Raw genomic sequence first — 24,659 nt, forward strand, 5'->3', positions numbered from 1 at the left:
TATGAATAAACGACTAATCGCAGAACGTTTTTCAAAAGCTATCACTACCTATCCAAAGGAAGCAAACGTGCAACGGCAAATAGCAGGTAAAATGATTCGTTTGCTTACAGAACACATACCTTCTCCCTGCTCGAAAGTAATTGAATTTGGCTGCGGAACCGGTATTTACTCCCGTATGCTACTCCAAGCCCTCCGTCCGGAAGAGTTATTACTTAATGACCTTTGCCCCGATATGAAATATTGCTGTGAGGACTTATTAATGAAGAAGCAGGTTTCTTTTCTTCCGGGAGATGCCGAAACAGTCTCTTTCCCCACCGAAAGTACATTGATAACTTCCTGCTCCGCCTTGCAATGGTTCGAATCACCGGAAAACTTTTTCGAAAGGTGTAATACCCTACTCAATAATCAGGGTTATTTTGCTTTTAGCACTTTTGGAAAAGAAAACATGAAAGAAATACGCGAACTTACCGGCAACGGACTTCCTTATCGTTCACGGGAAGAGCTCGAAGTAGCTTTGTCACCCCATTTTGACATACTGTATTCAGAAGAAGAGCTTATCCCGCTTTCGTTCGAAGACCCGATAAAAGTACTATATCACTTGAAGCAAACCGGAGTCAATGGCTTATCAACGCAATCCTCTCCTACCGGAAAACAAGAGAACGATTTGTGTTCATCAGACAACAATTCAAAAAATAATTTTAAGAACAATCTCCCCCAACAACAATGGACTCGTCGTGACTTGCAACTCTTCTGTGAACGTTACACGCAGGAATTTACTCAGGGCGCTTCTGTGTCCTTAACATATCATCCCATTTATATCATCGCAAAAAAGAAAAAAGTATGAAACAGAATGTATATTTCGTAAGCGGTATCGACACTGATGCCGGAAAAAGCTATGCCACCGGCTTTCTAGCTCGTGAATGGAACAAGAATGGCCATCGCACCATCACCCAGAAATTTATTCAAACGGGAAATGTAGGTCATTCCGAAGATATTGACCTACATCGGCAAATCATGGGAATCCCTTTCACCAAAGAAGACCAAGAGGGACTAACCATGCCGGAGATTTTCTCTTATCCCGCCTCTCCGCATCTTGCTTCCCAGCTAGATAACCGTCCCATCGACTTTGATAAAATAAAACGTGCGACCGAAGAATTGAGTGAACGGTATGACTCTGTTTTACTCGAAGGAGCAGGCGGCCTTATGGTTCCCCTCACTACTGAACTTTTAACCATTGACTACATCGTCCAAGAAAAATATCCGCTTATCTTTGTTACTTCGGGCAAACTGGGGAGTATCAATCATACCCTGCTTAGTCTCGAAGCAATACAAAAACGCGGCATTGTACTAGATACCGTATTATATAATTTATATCCTACCGTAGAAGACAAGACAATTCAGAATGATACAATGGAATTTATCCGAACCTGGCTGAAAAAGTATTTTCCGGAAACGAAGTTTATACTGGTTCCGGAAATAAAAAAGAATCTATAGAAAAACAATCACCGACTACTTTCACTCGACAACAATCGTACTCTTTTGTGGATTATGGCTATCATAAGTAACTTTCACCGGATACATATAGCCATAATCCCTTTTTTTAAACAGTAGTCGAATATTTATCTAAAGCCTTTCTCAATGTTCTTTCCGAAATCGGTTTGGTCACAAAGTCATTACAACCCATCTCCAATGCCAATTCTTTATCCGCCTCAAAAGCATAAGCCGTCAAAGCAATGATCGGAATTTCTTTAGAATAAGAGCGGATAATATGGGTTGCTTCCAGTCCATCCATACGCGGCATTTTTACATCCATCAGGATTAAGTCCGGTTGGTACTGCTTATACATTTCGATAGCTTCCACTCCGTCTTTAGCCCAAAGCAATGTATATTCCCTGCCAATCAGATTCTTCAGCAAGATAAAATTGCTCTCCACATCTTCTGCTACCAGAATCTTCTTAATCTGTTGTACACGATTGACTGTATTTCCTTTAGATACCACTTTCGACTCTTTAAAGAATTTACCATGCTCTCCGGTTTCTTCATAAGGGATCGTGAAATAGAATGTGGAGCCTTTACCCAGTTCGGAAGTCACCCCTATTTCTCCACCGATTTTTTCGATAATCATCCGACAGATAGACAGACCTAATCCTGTCCCTTGGGCAAAAGAGTTCAGTTTGACAAAACGCTCGAAGATATGATCTACCTTTTCCGGTTCTATCCCTATTCCTGTATCCTTTACATACACACGAATATCTTTATCCATTCGTCCAAAACCTAAACGGATCTCTCCTTCATAGGTAAACTTACTTGCATTAGTCAGGAAATTCGTTATCACCTGCATGATACGGTTCTGATCTCCCTCCATGAGCAAATCCTCCTCCTCATTATCAAAAACAAGAGTTACCCCTTCTTTCACACGTTCTTTATGAACAGTATAAATTGTTCGGCAAACCTCTCCCAGATTCATTGGACGTTTGATATATTCCAGTGTTCCGGCTTCTATCTTCGATAAATCCAGAATATCATTAATCAATTGCAACAAGATATCCGAATTCTGATTGATAATACCCGAATAGAGCTTTTTCTCTTCAGCAGTTTCGGCAGAAGGCAATAATTGGGAGAATCCTACAATGGCATTCAGCGGGGTCCGGATCTCATGACTCATGTTAGCAAGGAAAGCACTTTTCAATCTGTCGGATTGCTCCGCTTTAATCCTTGCCTTGATTAGTTCCTGCTCAATATTCTGAAGATTAGTAATATCCCACGAAATGCCAATCAGCAAAGGTTTACGTCCCTCCATCGGTACGAGTGCTTTCAAAGTTTGCACGATACGTGCTTCTCCATTAGCGGACAGATAAGTTTCCTGCATATCAATACGCTTATGAGTCTGGAGTAATTCCAAATCATCCTTACGGAATTTCTCCGCGTCTCCGTGCACCGGAAATATCTCATAATCCGTATGCCCGATAGCTTTAGATGCCGGAATACCCGAATGATCGGCAAATGCCTTATTCCAATATAAATATCTAAGATCATCTTCCGGATCTTTCACAAACAAATAGACCGGAATATTATTTAAAATGCCATCTAATAACAGATTCAGTTCACGGAGTTCATCCCGTTTCTTGATAACATCGGTAATGTCCTGCGTAAAGAACCAGGTGAGTTCCTGATTATTTTCACGAATCAGGAAAGTAGATACCTGATGTACTCTCTCCTTCGTATGCCCGTAAGGTATATAAGCCGCCCGATAAGCCAGACTTCCTTCATGATCGCGTATCACCTGGAGCTTTTGTTCCCATGCCTCCTTGTTGGTCATAGAGACACGCAAATCATATATTTTTTGTGTACCCAACTCCTGCGTTACACCGTATTCTTCTATAAATTGCTTATTTGCATAAACCAGCGTTCCATCTTCCGCCACAGCAAGAATACTGTCACTCACCTTATCAAGCACACTTTTAAAAACTTCCAATTGTCTTTGGGTAGCCACTCGTTCCGTTATGTCACGACACATAATCAGCACGTATTCCTCATCCAACGGAAAAATACGGTTCTCGTAATAATGGCGTTCACCATTAAAATCCAGTTCGTGATGTGCAGTTGAAACAGTTCCGGTGGTGATAGCATGACGCATATTGGAGTGAATATTCTGATATGCTTCCGGTGGAACCATATCCTGCATACGCATCCCTCTAAAATCCTTGTTTGATATTCCTACATGGTTGGTTTCCTCATTGGAAACAACTTCAATACCTACCTCACTCTGATTGAAGACAGTCAGCATATCGGGAAGAGAGTCTAGTATTCTAACAGCATATTTTTCTTTAAAACTAACAGGACGATCGTTATATTTCTCATCCCTAAGGGTAGAAAGTTCTTTTCTAAGCTGCTCGTTTTCTTTTTTAAGTGCTTCTAACTGTTCTAATAATGCTTCTTTGCTTTGTTCGATGCTCATAATGTAACGGTGTAAATACGTACTTATCTGCCAAAAGTAAATATTTTTTTGAATAAAAGCACGTATTTACCCCGTTTTTTTCAAAGAATTACTCAATTACCATAATCCGGTCGTTCAATCCCACCTTCATGCCATCTTCCACGAATACTTCTTTCACAACTCCATCCGTCACCGAACGTATCTCATTCTCCATTTTCATCGCCACCAATACACAAAGCGGATCACCCCGCTTCACGAGATCTCCTTTCTTTACATACGTCTTCAGAATAACTCCCGGCATCGGTGCCTGTACCACCTGACGCCCTACGGATTCAGCAGCAGTGCGGGCATTATGTATCTTCTCCATTTCTCCCTGCAATTCAATCTGATAAAGCTCCCCTTTATTCATAATCGTATATGAATTATTGGAAGAAGGAGAAATCTGCACTCCATGCGAGTGGTGATCGATGATGATCGAATGGATAGAGTCGCCACCCATGTTATAATCGACCTCATATATCTTACCATTGACTGCAATCTTCTTGATTGGCCCGTCCTCCAGAATTTCTACCTTATATTCACTGTCCGGCATATCCTGGAGCTTGGCGTAATATGTAGCTAATGTTGTACCCATAATCTGTTCCGTTATTTATTAGTCTCAAATCAATAATTATTAGCAGTCATCTGCAATTTACCATAATACTTCCAGAGTGATTCTCCTACTACCGGGAGTGTTGTTGCACGGGAAGCCGCTTCTTTCTCGCGCTCGTAATGTCGCACTGCGGCAGCAATGACAGCCACTGTCGGATCTGTATTCTGACGACGTTTCAGGTCTTCCTTATCGAAGCGTGTATCAATAAACGTCGTGTCATATTCACCTTTCAGGAAAGCCGCATTCTTCAATACACGTTGATGGAAAGGAATCGTCGTTTTGATTCCCAGAATCTTATACTCGCGCAGAGCACGTGCCATATTAGAAATGGCCGAAGCACGGGTACGTCCCCAACAACAAAGCTTTGCAATCATCGGGTCATAATGCAAAGAGACTTCAAATCCCGCATAAGCGGCACTGTCAAGACGCAGGTTACGTCCCTCGGGAGCTTCACGGACAGTAATCACACCGGGAGAAGGCATGAAGTTATTCTCCGGATCTTCGGCGTAAATACGACATTCGATCGCTGCTCCGCTAAACTCAATATCATCCTGTTTGTAAGGTAATGGATTTCCGGCAGCAACAGTTATCATATCCCGTACCAAGTCAACGCCTGTGCACTCCTCCGTCACAGGATGCTCTACCTGCAAACGGGTATTCATCTCGAGAAAATAGAAGTTCTGGTCCTTATCCATCATAAACTCCAATGTCCCGGCACTGTAATAACCTATTTTTTTACAGGCTTCCACAGCTACCTTCAACATCTTCTTTCTCGTCTCCTCTTTCACAAAAGGAGAAGGACTTTCTTCTATCACCTTTTGGTTACGACGCTGAATGGAACATTCACGTTCATACAGATGAACGACATTTCCATACTTATCTCCCATGATCTGAACTTCGATATGATGCGGATTCTCAATATATTTTTCAATATAAACCGCATCATTGCCAAAGGATGTCCCTGCTTCGGATTGCGACAAACGGAGAGCAGTTTCCACCTCTTCTTCCGTACGTACCAGACGCATACCTTTTCCTCCACCTCCCGCAAGTGCTTTCAGCATAATGGGATAGCCAACTTCATTAGCTACCTTCTTCACTTCATCAATGCCCTGTACGGGTGTTTCGGTTCCGGGCACAATAGGCAATCCTGCTTCCCGCATAATCTTACGGGCCTCCGTCTTGATTCCCATTTTGGAAATAATATCCGCACTCGGTCCGATAAAAATCACTCCCTCTTCTTCGCAACGGCGGGCAAAATCCGCATTCTCCGACAGGAAACCATATCCCGGATGAATAGCGGCTCCGGTCTTTTTGGCAATGGACAATATCAATTCCGGCTTTAGGTAGGAGGTATCTTCGGGCGATTCGGAGATGCAATAGGCTTCTTCCGCATAACGCACGTGCAAAGCTCCGCGGTCTACATGGGTATAAACAGCCACTGTCGAGATATTCATCACCCGACAAGTCCGAAAGATGCGCATCGCTATCTCACCCCGATTGGCTACTAATATTTTTTTTATCATAATCTTTTTCTTTTTAGAAGTCAAAACTTAAAAGAGCAATTTAATAATTTTAGGCACGGATTTAATCCATAAACAGGCTTACAGCGGTAGATTAGAATGTTTCTTAGGAGGATTCGACTGCCGTTTGTTGGCAAGCATCTCGAAACTTCGAATCAACCGCAAACGGGTTACTGCCGGATCGATCACTTCATCCACATATCCCAGTTCCGCCGCCCGGTAAGGATTGGCAAACTTTCCGCGATAATCATCCTGAAGTTCTTTCCGTTTCTCTTCGGGTTTCTCGGCTTTATCTATTTCCTTACGGAAAAGGATATTCACAGCTCCATCCGGTCCCATCACCGCGATTTCGGCGGTAGGGAAAGCAAGATTTACATCTCCACGGATATGCTTGGAACTCATCACATCGTAAGCACCACCGTATGCTTTGCGGGTAATAACCGTCACTTTCGGCACCGTAGCCTCACAATAAGCATAAAGTAATTTTGCCCCGTTACGGATAATTCCGCCATATTCCTGATCGATTCCCGGAAGGAATCCCGGAACATCTACCAGTGTCAGTAAAGGGATATTGAAAGCATCACAGAAGCGGACAAAACGAGCGGCTTTGATAGACGCATTGATATCCAGTGTACCAGCAAGCACCAATGGCTGATTAGCCACCACTCCCACCGTTTTTCCATTCAGGCGGATATATCCCGTCACAATATTCGCAGCATATTCTGCCTGAAGCTCGAAGAAACTATTATCATCAGCCACCGCTTCTATCATCTCTTTTATATTATACGGCTGATTCGGATTGGACGGAATCAAATCTGCCAGTTCCGGAGTCAGGCGAGTCGGCGAATCGCTGGTCGCTACAAACGGAGGCTCTTCCATATTATTCCCCGGCAGATAGGAGATCAATTCACGAATATAATTGATGCACTCAATATCGTTTTCCGCAGAAAGATGGGCTACACCGGACTTTGTCATGTGCACGCCTACTCCACCGAGTTCTTCTTTTGTCACTTCTTCCTGTGTCACGCTTCTCACCACATCCGGTCCTGTAATAAACATATAACCGGAGTTTTTCACCATCAAAATAAAATCGGTCAATGCAGGAGAATAAACAGCACCACCGGCACAAGGTCCCATGATTGCGCTAATCTGTGGAATCACTCCGGATGCCATAGAATTGCGCAGGAATATCTCGGCATATCCGGCCAAAGAACGTACTCCTTCCTGAATTCGTGCACCTCCCGAGTCATTCAATCCGATGATGGGTGCTCCCATCTGCATGGCCATGTCCATCACTTTACAAATTTTCTTAGCGTGCGTTTCCGAAAGAGCTCCTCCAAATACGGTGAAATCCTGTGCGAATACATAAACCAGGCGCTTGCCAATCATACCATATCCCGTCACCACCCCGTCTCCGGCAAATTTCTGCTTTTCCATACCGAAATCGGTACACCGATGGGTTACCAACTTATCCAGTTCGATAAACGAACCTTTCTCCAATAATAAATCGATGCGTTCACGGGCGGTCAGTTTGCCCACAGAATGTTGTTTTTCAATGCGAGCGTCTCCGCCGCCTTTTTCTGCTTTCCTGTTCAGTTCTTCCAGGTTGCTAATAAGCTCTTTCATAGGCTGTAATTATTAAAGTTGTATGTGTGTGTAAAAATAAACAGTAATAAATGAAATCATTGTCATATTGATTACACAAAGGTACTTTTATATAATGAACGCATCATGCGTGGAAATTGTTAGCATTTATGCCTTAAAACATCTTTATCCATTTATTTAGGGAGCTTTTTTTTGCAGGTTGCGACAACAAACTTCTCCGCTTTTCTGTTTATCGCTTATCATTTTTAATAAAACCTATACCCTAACAAAATGAGAACAATTAAAATCTTATTAGCAGCCGGTTTCCTGCTCGTGTTCGGTACAAGTATTCATGCACAGGTACAACGGAATGAAACCTATCTACCCAAATTTGCCATCAAGACCAATGCTCTCTATTGGGCCACTTCTACGCCCAATTTAGGAATCGAAGTGGGATTGGCAAAGAAACTGACTCTCGACATATCCGGTAACTACAATCCGTGGAAGTTTGGTGACGACCGTCAAATCAAACATTGGCTCGTTCAGCCGGAATTACGCTATTGGCTCTGCGAACGTTTCAACGGAAGTTTCTTCGGTTTGCACGGACATTACGGAGAAATGAATGTCAGCAATCTGAATATATTCGGAATGGGACATGACCGTTACGACGGCAATCTGTACGGAACCGGTATTTCCTACGGATATCAATGGATCATAAGCAAACGATGGAGTATGGAAGCTACCATCGGAGTGGGATACGCCCGTCTGGAATATGATAAGTATGCTCGTGGTGACGGAGGTGAAAAGTTGGGACATAACACCCGCAATTATTTCGGTCCGACCAAAATCGGTCTTAGTTTCATTTATGTCATCAAATAATCGAACTCTCTAAAACTTACAATGATGAAAAGAAAACTTATTTATCTATTTATAGCTTTTGCAGCCGCCATCCTACCGGCTCATGCACAAAAATTCCTGAACGATGCGCTCACTCTCTCGAACGTATCTTTATGGCAACAAGGTAACTCTCTTTATGTCGGCATGACCTTCGACATGAAGAATCTGACAATAGGTTCCGCCCGAAGTTTAAGCCTTATTCCCCTGCTGACGGACGGACAGCATAATGTACCCTTGCAAGAAATCATCGTCAATGGTAAAAGACGCGAAAAAGCATATATCCGTAGTCTGGCAATCACTAAGCAAGAACCTACCGCCATTATCGTTCCTTATAATAAAAGGGAAACTTTTAATTATACGCAGGTGATTCCTTACAAACCCTGGATGGCTAATGCCAGTTTGCAACTTGTAGAGAATCTATGCGGATGCGGCAATTATCAGGAAATGAATGCACAGGAACTGATTACCAATGATGTATCTACCGAAGCCAAACGTTTAAGTGCCATGTCTCCTATCATTGCCTATATTCAGCCAACCGTAGAAGTGGTCAAAAACCGTAGCGAACAATATGAAGCTCATCTGGATTTTCCGGTCAACAAATCGGTGATCCTTACCGACTTCATGAACAATCATGCTGAATTGGTGAATATCCATGCCATGTTTGACAAAATACAGAATGACCGGAACCTGACTGTGAAAGGTATCAGTATCAAAGGTTTCGCCTCGCCGGAAGGACCTCTTACCTTCAATGAACAGCTTTCCAAAAAACGTGCGGAAGCTTTGAAGGATTATCTGGTTAAGAACGAAAAAGTGTCTTCCAAACTATATAAAGTGACTTTCGGTGGAGAAAACTGGGATGGATTGGTAAAAGCACTCCAATCTTCTTCGATGAAGGAGAAGGAAACATTCCTGAACATCATCAAAAATACAACTGACGATGCCAAACGTAAACAGGAAATCATGCGTGTAGGCGGCGGAGCTCCTTACCGTAGTATGCTGAAAGAGATTTATCCGGGATTGCGTAAAGTGAACTGCAAGATTGACTATACCGTTGTCAATTTCGATGTTGAACAAGGCCGTATCATTATCCGGGAAAATCCGAAATATCTTAGTCTGAACGAAATGTATCAGGTGGCCAACAGTTATCCGAAAGGCAGCAAGGATTTTGTTAATGTATTCGATATTGCTGTACGCATGTATCCTACTGACGCCGTAGCTAACCTGAACGCAGGAGCCGTCGCATTATCACAAAAGGATTTGGATGCAGCAGTGAAGTTTATGGAGAAAGCCGATCACAATACTGCCGAGTTCATCAACAATACCGGAGTCTACAATTTCCTTAACGGAGACATTAACCGTGCCATGGCCGCATTCGAGCAGGCAGCAAAGCTAGGTAACGAAGCTGCCCTTGCCAACTTAAAACAATTACAACAAATTTTAAGTGTGAAGATGAAATAAACAGAAAAATCTATTTATTCAACCGACCAAAGTGGGGCGTTCGTTTGTTATATCAATAATAAACGACGTTCCACTTTTTAAATCTGATAATTATGACCTTGATCCTTGCTGTTATTCCGGTGTTACTGTTGATTATACTGATGGCATTTTTTAAAATGTCAGGTGATAAAAGTAGTATCATTTCTCTGATTGTGACGATGCTGATTGCTCTTTTCGGCTTCGCTTTCTCGGTAGACAATCTGTTTTACTCCTTTTTATATGGAGCATTAAAAGCTGTCTCTCCTATCTTAATCATTATTTTGATGGCTATTTTCAGTTATAATGTATTGCTGAAAACTGAAAAGATGGAGATTATTAAACAGCAATTCGCTTCTATTTCTACCGACAAAAGTATTCAGGTGTTATTACTGACTTGGGGATTCGGAGGTCTATTGGAAGCTATGGCCGGCTTCGGAACAGCAGTAGCTATTCCAGCGGCAATTCTTATCAGTCTGGGATTCAAGCCTATCTTTTCGGCAACGGTGAGTCTGATTGCCAATAGTGTAGCCACTGCTTTCGGAGCAATCGGAACTCCGGTATTAGTATTGGCCAAAGAAACGAATTTGGACGTATTGCATCTTAGTACGAATGTCGTATTGCAATTATCCGTTTTAATGTTCCTGATTCCGCTGGTTCTACTTTTCCTTACTGACTCCAAACTTAAATCGCTCCCGAAAAATATATTCCTGGCTTTATTGGTAGGCGGAGTCTCTTTAGCCAGCCAATATGTGGCAGCAAAATATATGGGTGCTGAATCTCCGGCCATAATCGGCAGTATTCTTTCTATTATCGTAATCGTTATTTATGGAAAACTTACTGCATCCAAAGAAGAGAAAGCACGAAAAAGTCATCTGAAAACGAAAGATATATTAAATGCATGGAGCATTTATTTACTGATTCTGTTTCTGATTATTCTGACCAGTCCGCTCTTTCCGGGATTGCGTCATACTTTAGAGAACAATTGGATTACGAGAATCAGTCTGCCTATCAATGCGTCCACCGTCAATTATACTATTTCCTGGCTGACTCATGCCGGAGTATTGCTTTTCATCGGTACTTTTATCGGTGGATTGATTCAGGGGGCTAAAGTAAAAGATCTGTTCATCGTTCTTTGGAATACCGTGAAGCAGTTGAAGAAAACATTCATTACGGTTATCTGCCTCGTGGGGTTATCTACTATTATGGATAGTTCCGGAATGATCGCTGTGATTGCCACAGCACTGGCTACGGCTACCGGAAGTTTGTATCCGTTATTTGCTCCGGTTATCGGTTGTCTGGGAACATTTATCACCGGAAGCGACACCTCTTCCAATATCCTTTTCGGAAAGTTGCAAGCAAACGTTGCAGGGCAAATTCATGTTAGTCCGGATTGGTTGTCCGCTGCAAATACGGTAGGCGCCACAGGTGGTAAGATTATCTCTCCACAAAGTATTGCCATTGCTACTTCTGCGGGAAACCAACAGGGAAAAGAAGGGGAAATACTGAAAGCGGCCATTCCTTATGCGTTAGTGTATGTGGCGATTGCCGGAATTGTTGTTTATATTTTCAGTTAACAAACCAAAAGTGCATAAAGAATAAATAGAGATATGAAGCAAAAGCCATTTATCCCTTCACCCCTTCACCTTTCCCTGTTCATCGGTGTTTGCGGGTGAAGGACAGCCCTTCACCAAGAGTTCACTCCCCTATTTCATTATAGCAAATCTAATTTTCATTATAGCAAATCGGAATATGCTTATAGCTAAATGCAGTATGCTCATAGCATTTATTTTTCTTCCTGATAGTTGAAACAAACATTGGGATATTTATTTTAAATACGCTAAATGATTGAAACAAACTCTTTGATTTTTGTAAAGCATCGCTTTAAGTAGGCTAAAGCTATGCTTTGCATACTCTAAAGCATAGCTTTATATTCACCAAACAAGTACACGAGGAAAGGGCGGGTGAATCAGCTATCCTTCACCTTGTATATACCTATTCATCAGCCTTTACAACAAAAGATGAAGGGGACAACATCATACCTTTTTTTGTATATCAGTAAATGAGTAAGGATATTCTGTATTCATCGTATTCATATATTCGATACTGAATTTTAAATATTGCACTTTTGCCTCATTTACCATATTCATTTTTGTCAGAGACTGAATTGCATAACAAAGAGCCTCATCATTTATAGGATCAATATAAAATAAACTCTCACAAAGTGCAACAACTATCTTATACGCTTCTTTTTTAAAACAATTTTCGATCTCAATCAATAATACCGGTTCTAATTTTTGCTCAAGATTTCCTTTGAAAGAATCGAACTCTGGCATATCAATTGACCGAAGAAACTTCCCGCGAGATACAATTCCAATTAGTTCTGTCGCATTTCCTCCAGTATTATTTATCATCAAAAGTTTGACGCAAGCAAGGTAATCACAATAAAATTCATCCGTGTATTCAATCCTGAACAAACCTTTATCATATACAAGTTCAATTCCATCAATTTCTTTTAAGATTCCTCTTACATGATTAATGGCAACCCCACGTGAATTTTTCACCTTATCTTCAGATTTACCGGGCCAAAACAATTCACTTAGCCTTTGTGATGAGATACCTCCTTTAGGGCTATATTGAAGAATTGATAAGAATACCTGTTTTAATTTGGTACTAAACATATAGGTTATATCCTTATTCTGTCTGTCACGTACCATAAACTCCCCAAACAAATAAACGCTATTAGCTTTTACTGAATTTTGTTCCAAAGAAGTAGAACATTTTACATTTACTGGATTTATAACAGTTTTTTTATCATTTGCTCCTTGTTTCTCATGGGAACGACGTCTGATAAAAAAGATCAAAGCAGATATAATTACTATAACTAATAATATAAGTAATGCTATCAATATTTGGAAAGTAAATTCACTATTTCTACTGTGAGGTTTGTATGCACTCAATGACGCATGACTTATCGGAGGAAAAGCCAATGAATACACACCTACACTGGAAGATATATCATCGTCGTCAAATTCCTGAACCACCGCAAAGAGTTTATTGAGTTTGTCACTATAATACAAATTAGCTTTCGTTTTTATCTTTTCGGAACGTATAGGTATAGAGTCACCTAATATTTGAAAAGCTCCGTCTTTGAATGCAAAACGATATAATTTGAGATAAGTATTAGAACAATGTTCCGGATAACAAAGCGTATAAAAATAAGAATCATCCTGAATAACCATTTCTCTTACAGGAACTATGTTTTCTCTATTCCATGGTATTTCCCACAGCTTGGAAACCGTGTTATTGTTCAAGTCTACTTTATGTAAATCATAAAAATATTGACGTCCCACTATTTGTTCGCCTGATTCATTACCCATACCTCCATATATATAGAGAGAATTGTCATCCTTACGGTATCCCATTGATGAAAAATAGCGTGGTTCTATCCGGTCTCCTTTCAAAACTACCGAGTCCAGTCTGTTTTTGTTATAATTATACACATACAGTTCTTTACTATAGTATATGTCTCCAAAACCGCCAAATATGAAATGCCGTTCATTCTCCCGATCATAAGCAACACTATGGTGATGAAGCTGCATGGGTAAGTTTTCATTGCTCACTACAGTCCATTCTTTCGCTCGCAAATCCAAAGTTGCAACTGTTGGTTTGCCAGCATCATCTACATGAACTTCATATACATAAAGTTTATTAGCCCCACTATTCCAAAAATTTGTTCCCAGAAAAATATCGATAGGACACTTATTTGCAAGACTATTACATATTACGTCACCCGAGTACAAATTATAGGTAATAAGAGTATCTTTATTAAATATGTAGATATTATCCGTAAGATCATCAAAATTATAGCCTGCTACACTAGAAGATGTAAACTTATACTTCTGTGTCCAATTATAAGACTCATTTATAAGCCATTTCGGATTACTAACTTGTCCGAATACTTTTCCCTCAATAGAGTGAACCTCCTCTCCTTCACTTTCATCTAAAGGAAAATTGTACTGTTGTTTATCATCAAAAATTACAAGTTGTCTTATTGAGAAAACTGGCACATCAATCATATAATCACTCTTTCCAAAATATATGTCTGGAGTCCATTTAGAAGGTAACTCAAGGTTGTGTACAAAAAAATTTTGTTGTTTGATTGCAAGACATAAAGAATCTTTTTGTAAATCAAATTTTATTGATACTTGAAACCAACGAGATGCTACTAAATCCTTAGTCTCAAATTTGGCAGCAATGAGACTATTCTTTCCTTCTTCGTTTAATTTAAACACAGAGAATATACCATCGTTATAATAAGATAAATTATATATCTTATTATTTTCATTCTTTATCCTAACGATATAACCTAAACGAGAAGGACGCGTTAATGACATTTCAAAACTTATATTAAACTTATCCGAAAACTGAATAGGCGTATCATTAAAAACATTATAGGATGTACGCTCATCAATGGGATAATCATTCCCTTTAAATTCTAATCCTTGCCCGTATAAGGTCGATGATAAGAAAAATATACTTATTATAGCTATGATATGGCAAGATGACAACTTCATAATATTTTATTTGTGTGTTTCTAATCAAAGAATTGAATGCAAATTTAAAATAAAATATCAAATTGCAATAAGCTTAACACCTTTAATATTCATTTTTTTTTCAAAATTATTCTCCAAGAAGAAATAATCATAACTAGTATCTCTCCTATTTTTAAATAAACCACTATTAAAGAAGCGCTTAGTTCCACAGAGATATATCCAGGTATCATATTTATAGAAAAAAAGCTTCTGTATATGTTTACATTAATAAAAAACAATGAACTCTCAACATTATTGATATATCAAAATATTGACTTTAAATGGCAAAGATTAATGTATTTCCTAGATAAATAACCGCTTTTTAACCTATAAATTAACCGTCATGCTCTTTTTTTGCTAAAAATTATACAACGAATTATAATGCATATAAAAATCAAAAAAAAGAAAAACACATTTGACAATTCCGGTAAACTTACAATACATAGATATTTAATTATGAAAAACAAAAAACTTTATTTTGAATTGCGTATGAAACTAATGAAAAACTTACGAACGTTTACGTTCTTTATGTTAGCGGGAGCTATCGCTTTCACAACTAGTTCGTGTAGCGATGACGATGATTCGACCAAGTCCGACTATGGTACTGTAACAGGTATGGTAACTGACGAAAACAACACGCCTATCAATGGCGTTGCAGTTACTATTTCTGATGTCGAAGGTTCTACAGCTACTGGTGCCGATGGAAAGTACTCTTTCTCCAATGTACCTATGGATAAACGTACCATTACATTCACCAAAAAAGATTATCTGACTACCAGCGCAACTGTTTTAGCCGGCAAGTTCGATGCTAATAAAGTAGCATCTATAAGTATTCAGATGCTAAGTGCAGCAGCAAAGGTTATGGGTACTGTAACTGATGCTAAAAACAACAATGCTCCTCTTGCAGGGGTAACAGTAAAACTGGGGTCATTGACTACAACTACCGACAATGATGGTACATACTTATTTGAAAGTCTCATTATTGATGATTACTCTATTACATTTAGTAAAACCGGTTATGTAGCGGTCTCAAAGGATATCAAGAAAGCCCAATTTATAGATAAGGTAGCTACTCTCGATATTCGTTTAGGCGGCATAGAAGTATTACCAGGTTTGACGGCCGATGATTTGAAAGAGGCTGATAGATGGCTTTATAATGAATACAGAGGTGGACGAAATGGCGACAGTTATCCTCATTGGGATTGGTCGACTGATTATATGTGTACTTTAAGTTTCTGGGGTAATATGGAAGAACAGAATGAAGGTACAACTTTAAGAATCAGAAATACAGGTGACGAACAAAAGAATCCAGCTAATCTGGATGCATTTGACTCTTATACTTATGGCAGCAAAAAAATCACGGAAGATAACAAAATTTTGTCATTAAGAATCCGCACCCATAATGCAGATGACAAAACACCAGTGTATTTTGGAGTACAAGTAGTAGATCTTTCTGCAGCAGAACCTGTAGCTGTAAAAGTTGGAGAAACCCAAACCTGTGGTTCGCAAAGTTATACTGATTATGATTTCGACTTAAGTGACTATGTTGGAAAAGAAGTTATTATAGCTATCGGAATCTATCGTACCGCAACAGGTGATTATTGGAAGCAATTGGTTCTTCGCGCCATACGCTTTGCTCCACAAAAAGTTGAGGGCTGGAACTGGTTACCAGGTGCAACTATCACTGGTTTGGAAGAATGGAAATTAACCGCAGAAATGGTTCGTTCAACAATGGTTCAAACAGCTAAATCATTCACCGGAATAAGCCCTATCGGGGGTAATAGAGACAATTATTATGCAGCATACCGTGCATGGCGCGATGTGAATCATATTGCCTACTGTTGGTCATTTATGCCGACAGTAAAAGACCCTGAAGTATTCCCCAGTGAAGGCTATTTGATAAAAACAACAGGCAACGGAGGTGCTAATACCAACAAACCCGAAGCTTATTTCTATGCAAAATTTGCAATAGCAGAAGGAAATAATAAATTGACGTTGAAAACCCGCACATTTGGTAGCCAATGGACATTCTTCAAACTTACTGCTATTAAGGAAGACGGAACATTTGTCAACTTAACACCAACATCCAATACAGCTCAAGAAGCAGCAGCTGCAGAAGATGGCTGCTGGAAGTTTAAACATGGTTTAGGAGGTGCAGATACCCCCAATGCGTATGCTAAGTTTGTATACGACTTATCTCAATTTAATGGCAACAACGTAGTAATAGCTATAGGCGTATTTAATGGAGAAAAGAGCAGCGATGAAAATAAGTTGGTATTCCACAGCGTCGAGTTTAACTAAATAAACAAGGATTCGTTCCTACTCGAATCTTTTACTTGTCAAGCTTTTAACTTGGCTAAAGATTCGAGTAAGAACCGGTTCATACCGAACAAAAACATAACTAAATTTTAATAATTATCATTATGATGAAAACACAAGGTGTAAAAAAGATGCAATATCTGTATTCCTGCATTCTTATGGTGTTTCTTCTGACTTTGAGTTCACCATCGTGGGCGCAAAAAAGAACCATAACAGGTATTGTTACAGATGAAACCAATGAACCTGTAATCGGGGCCAATGTTGTAATCAAGAACACAACTATAGGGACGATAACCGGCATAGATGGTCAATATCGTATTGAAGCTCCAGATAATGCTACTTTAGTATTCTCTTTTATAGGCTATAATTCTATAGAAGAAAAAGTGAATGGACGTACACAAATCAATGTTTCTATGAAATCCAATGACATCACTCTTAGTGATGTAGTGGTTGTGGGATATGGTGTACAAAAAAAAGTGAGCCTTACCGGTGCAATAGCAGGAGTGAGAAGTACCGACCTATTGAAAACAAAAAATGAGAATCCGCAGAATATGCTTACCGGTAAAATCTCTGGAGTACGCGTATGGCAAAAAAGTGCCGAACCCGGATCTTATAGTAATAACTTTGATATTCGTGGATATGATGCTCCATTGGTCATCATTGACGGTGTTCCTCGTGACGTGCAAGACTTCCAGCGTTTGAATGCTAATGACATTGATGATATATCTGTACTGAAAGATGCTTCGGCTGCTATTTATGGGGTACGTTCTGCCAATGGTGTTATATTAGTAACTACTAAAAAAGGCTCAAAAGAGGGAAAGACAAAAGTCTCATACAATGGTTCCTTTACCATCCAACAGCCATCTGACATGCCTAAACTGTCCGATCCGTATGGAACAATGATTTTATATAATGAAAAGGCGATGAATAAAGTAGATGGTGGGAATATTATATACGGTGAAGATCAGTTCGAAGCTTTCCGCAATGGTTCACGCCGAGCTACAGATTGGAATTCATTAATATTTTCAGATCACTCTCCTCAAACTCAACACGATATCAGCATCTCAGGAGGAAATGAAAGGACCCAATATTATATAGGTATGGGATATTTCTATCAGGAAGGATTTTTCAAATCAGGAGATTTGAATTATGAGAAATATAATATTCGTTCTAACATCTCGACAAGAATTCTTAAAGGATTGACTTTCGAACTCAATCTTAGTGCTTTCCTCGATGAACGAAATTCTCCTTATTACAGTTCAGTCGATATTATTCGCAACTATTGGTCGCAAGGGGTATTGTATCCAGCATATGCCGATCCAGAAAATACAATGTTAAATTACAAAGGATTAGAATTGGAAAATAATACGGTTGCCTTCATGACTTCCGACGTGTCGGGATACAAAAAGAACAAACAGAAAAATATCCAATCTTCAGCATCACTCAATTATGATTTTGGAACAATAACACCTGTCTTAAAAGGCTTGTCAGCAAAAGCATTGTTTAGTTACGATTACCGATTGGACAACAATGAAAGTTACCGTAAGGAATATTATCAATATGCTTATGATGATTTGACCGATACCTATACTCAAAAATTGTATAACAACAGTTCTCCGAGCAATCTCCTTCGAAAAATGTACGATAAACAACAGACTCTGGCTCAGTTAATATTGAATTATAATCGCACATTTGGAGAACATTCCATAAGTGGATTAATCGGTTGGGAAACTCAGAAACGTCAGGGAGATAACTTCTATGCCCAACGCAATCTTGCCTTCAGCGTTCCATATCTTTTTGTAGGCGAAGACACTGCCCAACAAGGTGGAATGTATTCGGGTAACTCCGATCTTTACGAGGAAGCTAATTCAGCTTTAATAGGTAGAATAAATTATGCTTACGGAAGCCGTTATTTGCTTGAAGCACAATTCCGTTACGATGGATCATCTAAGTTTGCCAAAGGACACAAATGGGGGTTCTTCCCTTCCATATCAGCAGGATGGCGTATCTCTGAAGAGCCGTTTTTCAAATCAATATCTGCTCTTTCTTTTGTGAATCAGTTGAAGGTACGTGCCAGCTACGGTGTATTAGGAGATGATTTAAGTAATAATTGGAATTATGAATGGGCACAAGGATATAATTATCCTGCTACCAGCGGAAATGCTGAAAAAGGGTATTATAATCAATATGCTCCCGGCTTCGTCTTTGGCGATAAATTCGTTTATGCCGCTTCACCGAAACCTCTTCCTAATGAGGGTATCTCATGGTACGAATCAAGAACATTCGACATTGGTGTAGACTTTGAGGGATGGGATGGTTTATTCGGTTTTGTAATTGACTATTTCGACCGCCGCCGCAAAAACATGTTTGCCCGCAGTAGCGGAGACTTACCAACAGTGGTAGGTGCTGAAGCTCCATTAGAGAACGTTAACAGCGACCGTCAATTTGGTATAGACCTGGAGCTTACACACCGGAATAAAATAGGAGATTTTTCTTATAAGGTAAAAGCAATAGGTACTATTACTCGTAGAAAACACATGACTGCAGTCGATAAAGGTCCTTGGTCCAGTTCTTATGACAGATGGCGCAACGATAATTTAAACAACCGTTATCAAGGCGTTCAATTCGGTTATAATTCAGCAGGACGTTACACTGATTGGAATGACATCTGGACATACCCTATTTATAAAGACAGAGATATACTCCCTGGAGATTACAAGTATGTAGACTGGAATGGAGATGGTGAAATCAATGGTCAAGATGAACATCCTTTTGCATTCGATCAAACACCTTGGTTAAATTACAGTTTGAATTTGGACTTCGCGTATAAGAATTTTGATCTGAACATATTATTTCAAGGTTCTGCCCTCGGTTCAATGGAATATAAAGAACCTTTATATAATATATGGGGTGAAAATGGCGGAGGTGCTTTGGAGCAATTCCTCGATCGTTGGCATCCGACAGACCCTCTGGCTGACCCCTACGATCCGAAGACTAAATGGGTAAGCGGTCACTATGGATATACGGGCCATTATCCAAAAGGGAACTCTGAATTCAATCGCGTCAGCACAGCTTATTTACGTCTTAAGAGTATAGAAATTGGCTATACCCTTCCTCGGATAAAAGCTTTGTCGACCATGAACCTTCGCATATTTGCCAATGCCTACAACCTGTTTACAATAACAGGCGTGAAATTTGTCGACCCGGAACATCCTGACGACGATTTGGGTAGAATGTATCCGTTAAACAAAACCTATACAGTAGGAATGTCTCTTTCTTTCTAAGGTTTTGAATAAAAAATAATTTAAAATATTATCTATATGAAAAAGATATTTATATTATCATTGTTTAGTCTCCTATTATTCAGTGGTTGCAATGATCTGGATATTGCCCCCAAGAATCTCATTACCGATAAAGACTTAATAGGAAGTGAATCGGGAATGGATATTTACATGGCACGAATGTACAGTAATATGCCTTTCGAGGATTTTAAATATATGGCAAGATGGGGATTCAATTTCAGTTCCTGGCTAGGTGCAATGGGTATTGAAGGCACAGGTGAGGCTGTTGGCAGAGATGACATCTGCAAAACCTTCACAGGTGAAGATACTCAATATTGGGGAAAATCATTTCCTTTGTTGCGTGATGCCAACTTTCTAATTGAAAACCTGCCGAAATACGCAGATAACTTTGCTGGTAATGTTTATAATCACTATATGGGTGAGGCTTATTTCGTAAGAGCTTTTGTCTTTTACACAATGGCAAAGCGCTATGGTGGTGTGCCGTTAGTTACAAGAGTAATACAATACCCGGCTGATGAAAGTACGCTGGAAGTTCCCCGTTCGTCGGAGGAAGAGACATGGAACCAGGTGTTATCTGACTTTGACACAGCCATATCACTGTTAAGTAACAAACCGTTAAAGGATGGCTATTCAAGTAAATACATCGCATTAGCATTCAAATCTGAAGCGATGCTATACGCAGGGTCCGTTGCTAAATATAATGAGAAAGTTCAGGGACGTCTTACAGGATTAGGACGCAAAACCGGTGTACGTGTTATCGGATTCGACGAGAGCCGGTGGGAAGACGTATCTAAAAAATATTTTACAGAGGCTTATAAAGCAGCCCGTGAAGTAATGATAAATGGCGGTTATGATCTATATAAGAAAAAATGGGCTGCAAACGATAAAGAAGCCCAATATCAGAATATGGTAGATATGTTTAGCGATCTGACTAGTCCGGAAAATATATATGTAAGAAAATACATATATCCAACCATCACACACGGATATGACGCTTACAGTGCTCCACTAATATTCCGCGCTCCGCTATCATCTGAAACGTGTCCGACTCTTGATTTTGTAGAATTATTTGATGGCTTCGAACATTATGCTGATGGAACAATGAAAGTAACTGACGGTGCTTCCAACACTGATGGTAATTATCTGCTGTTTGACACACCGATGGATTTCTTTAAAAATGCGGAACCTCGCTTACGTGCCTATGTGATCTTCCCCGGTGATATGTTTAAGGGTAGAGAAATTGAAATCAGAGCGGGAATATATACCGGAGCAACTCCAATCAAACCTTTTTTCAATGATTACTCTTTTGCCAATGCCGATACTCACTATCAGGATTTAAATGCATATACCGGCAAGCCCAAAACATTATATCTCAGTCCTAAGATGGAAAATCAGGAAGTTGTAAAATATGAAGGTAAAGATATGACTGCAGGCGGAGAAAATGGTCCGTTCTATGACCAGGGAGAATCGGCAATAACCGGATTTTATGGACGTAAATGGCTAAACCCAGATCCATCGTTTGCAGCAGGCGAAGGAAAATCAGCACAACCTTTTATATTGATGCGTTATGCTGAAGTTCTGCTCAATGCGGCCGAAGCAGCAATAGAGTTATCTTTAGCCGGAGTAACATCTCCCGATGGAAAAAATCTTCTCCAGCTGGCAACCAAAGCGGTAAATGATATCCGTGAACGTGCAGGAGCTACTCTGTTGACAAGTAACCTGACAGCTACAGAAGGAGGACGTGACATCGTACGGAAAGAACGTCGTAAAGAATTAGCCTTTGAACATAAGACTAAATGGGATTTGCGTCGTTGGCGTGTACAAGACTACAATAATAGAAGCGGATTCTGGGGTGAAACAAGAGATAAAGATAAGTTTAGCAGTAATTCCCGCTACCGTTTCCGTGGATTATATCCATTCTTCTCAACGCAAGCTGGTAAATACTTCTTTGACGCTCGTTTCCAATGGACTTCAAACAGAACTGCTGACTACAGTACTATTGACTACTACTTCGGAATACCGGGTGGAGAAGTAACGAAGAGTCCGCTAATCGATCAGCAGCCTAACCGATAAAAGATAAGTGATATAAAAAACTAATTAAGAAACATAGAATATGAAAAAGATAACATTTTGTACCTTATTATGTGCACTGTTCACTTTCGGTTCCTGTGACATGTTCAGCGTTGACAATTATGATGAACCAGCGGAAACATTGCAAGGTGAAGTAGTAGATGTAGCTACAGGAGAAAAAGTGCTGACCGACCAAGGCAGTGAAGGTATTCGTGTGCGCTTGACTGAACTCAGTTGGGGTGATAATGTTCAGCACAACCCAGATTTTTATTGTATGCCCGATGGCACATTCCAGCATACAAAATTATTCAAAGGCACATACAATATCCGTATTGATGGTCCATTCATACCCCTAGTGCGAGAAGATAACTATGGAGTGCCTTTAGCTGATGAAACGATAGAGAAAGAAATATCAGGCATAACAAAAGTACGTTTTGAAGTAGAACCTTTCTTGAAAGTAGTCCTCATAGGTGAGCCGACAATCAGCAATGGCAAAATAACAGCAAAAGTCAAAGTAACGAGAGGTGTTAGCAAGGAGATTTTCAAAGAAAAGATTGAACCTCTAGGAGAATATAAAGACAGCTTTTTGAATATGACTGACATACAACTATTTGTGAGTTATTCTTCAACTGTTGGATATAGAGCACGAGACGATCGTTGGTCTAATAAGATAGAGTACACTGGAGCAGACTTTGAACCTCTTTTTGGAACGGAAGTTACCATCAAATCCAACGGTACAATACCTTCAGGCAGAACAGTATTTATACGAGCAGCTGCCCGTATAAACTACGAAACAGAAAGTGTCCGTCGCTGGAATTACAGTGAACCGATGGAAGTCTTAGTTCCGTAATTATAGATTAAAACAATCCTATTTTGAAAAGAGGTTATCCTCTTATCCTTACGTGGATAACCTCTTTCATAAATTTCATGTATAAAAAACAAGTTATGAATAAAAATAAAATAATCATCGTTTTCAGTTGGATATTAGGGGCCATGTTATTCGGGTGTTCCGATTCAGATGCCAATGAAAACAACAATTCCGGTGATAAAGGATTTACATACAGTGATGTAATTACAGCATACGATTCGTTTAATGAGTACTTATTCCAAGATTCCCGCCAAGTTTATCGTAGAGATGCAGGAAGTGGAATATCGGAGATTGCCGTAGGTTGGACACAAGCCATGATGTTTGATATGACGATAAACGCCTATAAACTCACAGGTGATAAAAAATATATGGACCTGATGGAAAGGCATTTCGAGGGATGTTCTAATGAGTTTACATTCGATTGGTATGATTACTCCCACTGGGATTTATATGACGATATGATGTGGTGGGTCGGTTCGTTAGCACGTGCATACTTGTTGACCAAAGATGATAAATACCTGAAAATATCAGAAGATGGGTTTTATAGAGTATGGAATGGAAAGCCACAATCAGAAGGAGGACATCCTTTGGATAAAGGTTCGTTCGATCCGAACAGCGGGGGCATGTACTGGGACTGGAAATTTGGTCGTACAGGGAAAATGGCATGCATCAACTATCCAACTATCATAGCTGCAATGGAGTTATATAAGGCTACAAACAACTCCGAGTATCTGGAAAAAGCAAAAACCGTTTATAAATGGGCTTCGGAAAATTTATTCAATCCGGTAACAGGTGCAGTAGCAGACTCTAAACATGATGGAAATGCTGATGCCGCTTGGACAATGCTTGTTTATAACCAAGCCACTTGCATGGGCTCTGCAGCCATGCTTTATCTTGTGACGAAAGATCAGACTTATCTAAATCATGCAAAAGCCGCTATGGATTATATTATAGCAAAGAAGTCAACAGCAAATAAAGTTTTAAGGCCGGAAGGTAATCCATCTCAAGAAGAATTAACAGACGAAAAAGGTATTTATAATGCCATCTTAGCCCAATATATACCTATTTTAATTAATGATTGCGGGCAAACCCAATACACCGAATACATAGAACGCAGCATCAATCTTGGCTGGAAAAATCGTGACAAGGAACGAAATCTGACTAATAAGTTCTTGGAGCGAGCTCCATTATCAACATCACCCCTGTCTTCTTATACAGCTTCCGGTATTCCTGCACTAATGCTAACTTTTCCGAATGTAAAAGACCGGAAATAAAGAAGTTTCATATATATATCCCTGTATGAGGGAATCAATAGGTAAATTATAATAATCATTTGTGCCTTTAATGTCTGTCTCATTAAAAAGCACAAATGATTTTCTTTATAAAGATAGAGGAACTTACTGAAAAAGACCCAAAAACACATATATTTGTCAGTGATTCCA

At 39.7% G+C, this 24,659-nt stretch carries 15 protein-coding genes; 10 read left to right on the forward strand and 5 right to left on the reverse strand.

Translation table 11 applies throughout. The features are described from left to right. Nucleotide 1 precedes the first annotated feature (1 nt). Together bioC and bioD are read left to right on the forward strand one after the other, a co-directional pair. A complete protein-coding gene (gene bioC / locus NQ505_RS22915; RefSeq protein ID WP_008999987.1) occupies nt 2-844 on the forward strand; it encodes a malonyl-ACP O-methyltransferase BioC in 843 nt (280 codons plus the stop codon). Further along, entirely contained in the window at nt 841-1,494 is a 654-nt protein-coding gene (bioD, locus tag NQ505_RS22920) for a dethiobiotin synthase (protein ID WP_004297136.1), read from the forward strand. The genes bioC and bioD overlap by 4 nt, the downstream gene beginning before the upstream one ends. A 106-nt stretch (nt 1,495-1,600) precedes the next feature. On the opposite strand, the gene NQ505_RS22925 is transcribed toward bioD, so the two are convergent. The 4 genes from NQ505_RS22925 to NQ505_RS22940 all read right to left on the reverse strand — a co-directional run bounded on the left by NQ505_RS22925 (nt 1,601) and on the right by NQ505_RS22940 (nt 7,735). Then, a complete protein-coding gene (locus tag NQ505_RS22925; RefSeq protein WP_008999986.1) occupies nt 1,601-3,958 on the reverse strand; it encodes a PAS domain-containing protein in 2,358 nt (785 codons plus the stop codon). A gap of 88 nt (nt 3,959-4,046) precedes the next feature. After that, the gene (locus tag NQ505_RS22930) at nt 4,047-4,571 is read right to left on the reverse strand and encodes a biotin/lipoyl-containing protein (RefSeq protein ID WP_004297139.1); all 525 of its coding nucleotides are present in this window, start codon (nt 4,569-4,571) and stop codon (nt 4,047-4,049) included. Nucleotides 4,572-4,600: 29 nt separating this feature from the next. Further along, on the reverse strand, nt 4,601-6,112 hold the full coding sequence (accC, locus tag NQ505_RS22935) for an acetyl-CoA carboxylase biotin carboxylase subunit (protein ID WP_004304129.1): 1,512 nt from the start codon (nt 6,110-6,112) through the stop codon (nt 4,601-4,603). Nucleotides 6,113-6,190: 78 nt separating this feature from the next. Next, nucleotides 6,191-7,735 carry an acyl-CoA carboxylase subunit beta gene (locus NQ505_RS22940; protein WP_004304130.1) on the reverse strand — a complete coding sequence of 515 codons (1,545 nt, stop codon included), beginning with the start codon at nt 7,733-7,735 and terminating at the stop codon, nt 6,191-6,193. 249 nt (nt 7,736-7,984) lie between these two features. On the opposite strand from NQ505_RS22940, the gene NQ505_RS22945 reads away from it, so the two are divergent. The 3 genes from NQ505_RS22945 to NQ505_RS22955 all read left to right on the forward strand — a co-directional run bounded on the left by NQ505_RS22945 (nt 7,985) and on the right by NQ505_RS22955 (nt 11,640). Beyond that, nucleotides 7,985-8,572 carry a DUF3575 domain-containing protein gene (locus NQ505_RS22945; protein ID WP_008999985.1) on the forward strand — a complete coding sequence of 196 codons (588 nt, stop codon included), beginning with the start codon at nt 7,985-7,987 and terminating at the stop codon, nt 8,570-8,572. Nucleotides 8,573-8,596: 24 nt separating this feature from the next. Further along, complete coding sequence (locus NQ505_RS22950) at nt 8,597-10,048, forward strand: DUF3868 domain-containing protein (RefSeq protein WP_008999984.1); 1,452 nt, start codon at nt 8,597-8,599, stop codon at nt 10,046-10,048. Nucleotides 10,049-10,140: 92 nt separating this feature from the next. After that, nucleotides 10,141-11,640 (forward strand): L-lactate permease, encoded by a 1,500-nt coding sequence (locus tag NQ505_RS22955; RefSeq protein WP_008999983.1) that lies wholly within the window; start codon nt 10,141-10,143, stop codon nt 11,638-11,640. A 459-nt stretch (nt 11,641-12,099) separates the two neighbouring features. Here the strand turns inward: NQ505_RS22955 and NQ505_RS22960 are convergent, their stop codons facing one another. Then, nucleotides 12,100-14,640: a hypothetical protein gene (locus NQ505_RS22960; protein WP_008999982.1), complete on the reverse strand. Its 2,541-nt coding sequence runs from the start codon at nt 14,638-14,640 to the stop codon at nt 12,100-12,102. A gap of 474 nt (nt 14,641-15,114) precedes the next feature. Between NQ505_RS22960 and NQ505_RS22965 the strand changes: the two genes are divergently transcribed. The 5 genes from NQ505_RS22965 (at nt 15,115) to NQ505_RS22985 (ending at nt 24,491) form a co-directional block, all read left to right on the forward strand. After that, nucleotides 15,115-16,959 (forward strand): collagen binding domain-containing protein, encoded by a 1,845-nt coding sequence (locus NQ505_RS22965; RefSeq protein ID WP_232293030.1) that lies wholly within the window; start codon nt 15,115-15,117, stop codon nt 16,957-16,959. Nucleotides 16,960-17,081: 122 nt separating this feature from the next. Next, complete coding sequence (locus NQ505_RS22970; RefSeq protein ID WP_032853697.1) at nt 17,082-20,261, forward strand: SusC/RagA family TonB-linked outer membrane protein; 3,180 nt, start codon at nt 17,082-17,084, stop codon at nt 20,259-20,261. Nucleotides 20,262-20,297: 36 nt separating this feature from the next. Then, a complete protein-coding gene (locus tag NQ505_RS22975; protein ID WP_008999978.1) occupies nt 20,298-22,352 on the forward strand; it encodes a RagB/SusD family nutrient uptake outer membrane protein in 2,055 nt (684 codons plus the stop codon). Between the two features lie 40 nt (nt 22,353-22,392). Further along, the gene (locus NQ505_RS22980; RefSeq protein ID WP_008999977.1) at nt 22,393-23,199 is read left to right on the forward strand and encodes a DUF3823 domain-containing protein; all 807 of its coding nucleotides are present in this window, start codon (nt 22,393-22,395) and stop codon (nt 23,197-23,199) included. Between the two features lie 95 nt (nt 23,200-23,294). Next, nucleotides 23,295-24,491: a glycoside hydrolase family 76 protein gene (locus NQ505_RS22985; RefSeq protein WP_032853696.1), complete on the forward strand. Its 1,197-nt coding sequence runs from the start codon at nt 23,295-23,297 to the stop codon at nt 24,489-24,491. Nucleotides 24,492-24,659: the final 168 nt, after the last annotated feature.

Origin of the sequence: Bacteroides sp. D2 (assembly GCF_025147085.1) — a bacterium.
GTDB lineage: Bacteria > Bacteroidota > Bacteroidia > Bacteroidales > Bacteroidaceae > Bacteroides.

Excerpts from the sequence above, each read along its gene's own strand:
- bioC (WP_008999987.1), top strand. The coding sequence starts at position 2 with ATGAATAAACGACTAATCGCAGAACGTTTTTCAAAAGCTATCACTACC.
- bioD (WP_004297136.1), top strand. The coding sequence starts at position 841 with ATGAAACAGAATGTATATTTCGTAAGCGGTATCGACACTGATGCCGGA.
- NQ505_RS22925 (WP_008999986.1), bottom strand. The coding sequence starts at position 3,958 with ATGAGCATCGAACAAAGCAAAGAAGCATTATTAGAACAGTTAGAAGCA.
- NQ505_RS22930 (WP_004297139.1), bottom strand. The coding sequence starts at position 4,571 with ATGGGTACAACATTAGCTACATATTACGCCAAGCTCCAGGATATGCCG.
- accC (WP_004304129.1), bottom strand. The coding sequence starts at position 6,112 with ATGATAAAAAAAATATTAGTAGCCAATCGGGGTGAGATAGCGATGCGC.
- NQ505_RS22940 (WP_004304130.1), bottom strand. The coding sequence starts at position 7,735 with ATGAAAGAGCTTATTAGCAACCTGGAAGAACTGAACAGGAAAGCAGAA.
- NQ505_RS22945 (WP_008999985.1), top strand. The coding sequence starts at position 7,985 with ATGAGAACAATTAAAATCTTATTAGCAGCCGGTTTCCTGCTCGTGTTC.
- NQ505_RS22950 (WP_008999984.1), top strand. The coding sequence starts at position 8,597 with ATGAAAAGAAAACTTATTTATCTATTTATAGCTTTTGCAGCCGCCATC.
- NQ505_RS22955 (WP_008999983.1), top strand. The coding sequence starts at position 10,141 with ATGACCTTGATCCTTGCTGTTATTCCGGTGTTACTGTTGATTATACTG.
- NQ505_RS22960 (WP_008999982.1), bottom strand. The coding sequence starts at position 14,640 with ATGAAGTTGTCATCTTGCCATATCATAGCTATAATAAGTATATTTTTC.
- NQ505_RS22965 (WP_232293030.1), top strand. The coding sequence starts at position 15,115 with ATGAAAAACAAAAAACTTTATTTTGAATTGCGTATGAAACTAATGAAA.
- NQ505_RS22970 (WP_032853697.1), top strand. The coding sequence starts at position 17,082 with ATGATGAAAACACAAGGTGTAAAAAAGATGCAATATCTGTATTCCTGC.
- NQ505_RS22975 (WP_008999978.1), top strand. The coding sequence starts at position 20,298 with ATGAAAAAGATATTTATATTATCATTGTTTAGTCTCCTATTATTCAGT.
- NQ505_RS22980 (WP_008999977.1), top strand. The coding sequence starts at position 22,393 with ATGAAAAAGATAACATTTTGTACCTTATTATGTGCACTGTTCACTTTC.
- NQ505_RS22985 (WP_032853696.1), top strand. The coding sequence starts at position 23,295 with ATGAATAAAAATAAAATAATCATCGTTTTCAGTTGGATATTAGGGGCC.